We start from the raw sequence: 3,503 nt of genomic DNA, 5'->3' as shown, positions 1-3,503 counted from the left end.
CAATCACCGATGCCTTTCGCAACCTGCTGATCGGCCGTGGCGAGAAACCACGACGTGATTCGCTGCGCACGCTGGTTCCCGTGTCGGTGCGCGCCAACGGTGACATCGGCAAGGTCGACAACCGGGTGTCACTCATGTTGCCGTACCTCCCAGTCGAGGAGTCAGACCCCGCGGACCAACTGCGAACGGTGCACAGCCGACTGACGCGGGCAAAAGGCAGCGGACAGCGACAGGCGGGACAATTTCTGATCTCGGCGGCGAGCATCATTCCGTTCCCGTTAACGGCGTGGGCCATTCGCGCGGCGACCCGGTTGCCCCAACGAGGCGTCGTCACCGTGGCGACCAACGTACCGGGCCCACGAAACAAGATGTACGTAATGGGACGAAAGGTGTTGCGCATGTTCCCGATTCCACCGATCGCCCTCGGGCTTCGGACGGGAATCGCAATCGTGAGCTACGACGACAAGCTGGTGTTCGGCATCACCGGCGACTACGACACCGCCCCCGACCTCGACGACATCGCCCGCGGTATCGAACGAGCGGTGGCTAATCTTGTCGCGCTACCCGCGCCGGCCTAAGAGGCGACTGTTCATGACTCGCGCGACTGCGGATACCGAAATCGTCGCCAAGTCGATCCGGTTGGCGTGCAGAGCGCCGTCGCTACACAACAGTCAGCCGTGGCGGTGGATCGTGGGCGAGGAAGTGGTCGACCTATTCGTCGATCACGAACGAATCCTACGCTCGGCCGACAGATCGGGCCGCGAGGCGTTGATCAGCTGCGGTGCGGCCCTCGGTCATTTCCGGACCGCGATGGCCGCCGCAGGATGGAAAGCCAACGCCGACACCTTTCCCAACCCGGCCGAACGCGACCATCTCGCCTCGCTCGACTTCAGCCCAGCTGAACATGTCACCGCCGTCGAGCGCGACCGCGCCGAGGCGATACTGAATCGACGAACCGATCGGCTCCCCTTTTATGCGCCCACCCACTGGGAGGTGATTGAGCCCTGGCTGCGAAACGCTGTTGACCACGTGACGGTCTCACTCGACCTACTGCCAGACGACGCGCGGCCGGCACTGGCAGTGGCGTCCGGGCTTACGGAGTCCGTCAGGCGGTGCGACGAGTACTACGACGACGAAATGCGTTGGTGGACGGACTCTTTTCGCGGCTACCAAGGTGTGCCGCCCAGTGCGCTGGTATCTGATGCAGAGCGCGAAAGGGTCGGCTTCAACCGCACATTCCCCGCCACGCAATGCGGGGATCGCCGCCCAGACATCCGCACGGACGAAGCGAAGGTACTCGTGTTGTCGACGCCCGAATACACCCGAGCCGACGCGCTGCACTGCGGCGAGGCGCTTTCCGGCGTCCTGATCGAGTGCACCATGGCTGGACTGGCCACCTGCACGTTGTCGCATATCACCGAGTTGCCGGAAAGCCGCGCGGTCATCCAAGAGCTCACTGGAAACCGAGCCTTCCCGCAGCTCTTGGTTCGGTTGGGCAACGCGCCGGTGGCCGAGGACATCCCCGCACCGACACCGCGCCTCCCATTGAGCGCAGTCATGCAGATGAGGCTTCACGAAGGCAGGAGCGCCAGATGTCCCCAACCGTGACCAGATCCGGCATATTGGTGGGTGTCGACGGCTCGGCGGAGTCCGATGCCGCGATCCGCTGGGCAACCCATGAAGCGGTGATGCGGCATGTGGCCGTGACTTTGACGCATGTCGTTCCGCCGGTGGCGGCAAGCTGGCCGACGGGGCCGGTGTACGCCGCGATCGTCGAATGGCAACGGGACAATGCACGGCATGTCCTCGAGCAAGCCCTCAAGACGCTAGAGGCCACTGTCTCTGAGTCACTGCTCCCCGATGTACACACCGAGACACTGAACTCGAGCGTGGTGTCGACATTGGTGCGCGCATCCGACGACAAGCAGATGATCGTCGTCGGTAGCCGCGGGTCCGGTGCGCTCGGGCGACTCCTGCTGGGTTCGGTGAGTACCGGCCTGGTGCACCACGCGAGCTGCCCGGTCGCAGTCATTCGTCCGGAGCCTGAATCCTTGGACAGTGATGCCCCCGTCCTGCTGGGCGTCGACGGGTCGCCCGCCTCCGAAGCGGCGACGGCGCTGGCATTTGACGAGGCCTCCCGCCGCCGGGTGGGTCTGGTGGCTTTTCACGCATGGAGCGACGTGGCCGTGTTCCCGATTCTTGGCATGAACTGGCGCGAGTACGAGAGCCAGGGACATGAGGTCCTGAGCGAGCGGCTTGCCGGCTGGCAGGAACAGTATCCCGACGTCGATGTGCAGCGACGCCTCGTCTGCGATCAGCCGGCCCGCTGGCTCACTCGTGAGTCTGAGCACGCCCAGCTGGTGGTGGTCGGCAGTCGGGGGCGTGGCGGATTCGCGAGCACATGGCTGGGTTCGGTCAGCAACGTTGTAGCGCAGTCCGCCAACGTACCCGTACTCGTGGTACGCGCATGATCGTCACGCTGACCATGAATCCGGCGCTCGACATCACTACGAGCGCTGATCAGGTCCACCCGACCAACAAGATACGTTGCGGCGGGGCCCGTTACGATGCCGGCGGCGGCGGCATCAATGTGGCCCGGGTCGTGTCTGTTCTCGGCGAGTCCGTTTCTGCAGTGTTTCCGGTAGGCGGGCCGACGGGCGATTTGCTGACCGGGCTCGTCGGCAATGCCGACGTTCCGTATCGCCGCGTGGCGATTTCCCTACCGACTCGGGAGAGTTTCACCGTCGACGAAGAGAGCAGCGGCCAGCAATACCGGTTCGTCCTTCCTGGGCCTCGTCTGACGCCGGCCGAACAAGCCAAGTGCCTTGACGAACTGCGTTACGCGGCACGGCAGGCCGACATCGTGGTGGCCAGTGGCAGCCTTCCGCCCGGCGTTCCATCCGCTTTCTATCAAAGAGTTTCCGACATCTGTCGAGAGCTTGCGGTGCCGCTGGTCTTGGACACCTCAGGCGGCGGCCTGCGACACATCACGTCCGGGGTGTTCATCCTGAAGCCCAGCGTCCGAGAACTATGGGAATGCTTCGGGCGTGAACTTGGCACCGAATCAGAACAGTTGACCGCCGCGCACGAGCTCATCGACGCAGGCATCAGTGAGGCGGTTGTCGTGTCCCTCGGTTCCAAGGGCGCGCTACTGGCGACTCGGCACGGCAGCCAACGTTTCTCGGCGGCCGCGGTGCATGTGGTGAGCGGCGTCGGTGCGGGTGACGCCATGGTTGCGGCGATCACGGTCGGCGTGACACGGGGATGGTCGCTGAGCAAATCGGTACGGTTTGGGATCGCTACCGGGGCGGCCATGCTCATGACCCCCGGCACCGCGCCATGCCGCCGCGAGGACGCGGAACGGATCTTAGAAATCGCGCCAGAGCCAGAGGATGTCATAGGCTAGCGGAAACCTCTTGTGACAGGCGGTTCTCGGTACAACGCGGCACCGGCCGTGATTCCCGCGCCGGCGGCAACAACAATTGCCCGAGCCCCTATCTGTA

4 protein-coding genes are annotated in these 3,503 nt (G+C 64.4%); all 4 read left to right on the top strand.

Annotation, left to right across the window (positions count from 1 at the left end; all coding sequences use genetic code 11):
* Positions 1-578: WS/DGAT domain-containing protein (locus tag QOJ24_RS07325; protein ID WP_526260325.1), on the top strand; the 578-nt coding region annotated here is incomplete at its 5' end.
* Positions 579-591: 13 nt separating this feature from the next.
* Positions 592-1,608, top strand: a complete 1,017-nt coding sequence (locus QOJ24_RS07320; protein ID WP_526260324.1) for an Acg family FMN-binding oxidoreductase — start codon at positions 592-594, stop codon at positions 1,606-1,608.
* Positions 1,593-2,471, top strand: coding sequence for a universal stress protein (locus QOJ24_RS07315; RefSeq protein WP_526260323.1), 879 nt, complete (start codon positions 1,593-1,595; stop codon positions 2,469-2,471). The genes QOJ24_RS07320 and QOJ24_RS07315 overlap by 16 nt, the downstream gene beginning before the upstream one ends.
* The gene (locus tag QOJ24_RS07310; protein ID WP_526260322.1) at positions 2,468-3,406 is read left to right on the top strand and encodes a 1-phosphofructokinase family hexose kinase; all 939 of its coding nucleotides are present in this window, start codon (positions 2,468-2,470) and stop codon (positions 3,404-3,406) included. The genes QOJ24_RS07315 and QOJ24_RS07310 overlap by 4 nt, the downstream gene beginning before the upstream one ends.
* Positions 3,407-3,503: the final 97 nt, after the last annotated feature.

The sequence above is a fragment of the Mycobacterium sp. genome (genome assembly GCF_032159775.1).
Classification (GTDB): Bacteria; Actinomycetota; Actinomycetes; order Mycobacteriales; family Mycobacteriaceae; genus Mycobacterium.
Note: the sequence above shows the minus strand (reverse complement) of the source record. Positions and strands in the feature narration are given on the sequence as shown.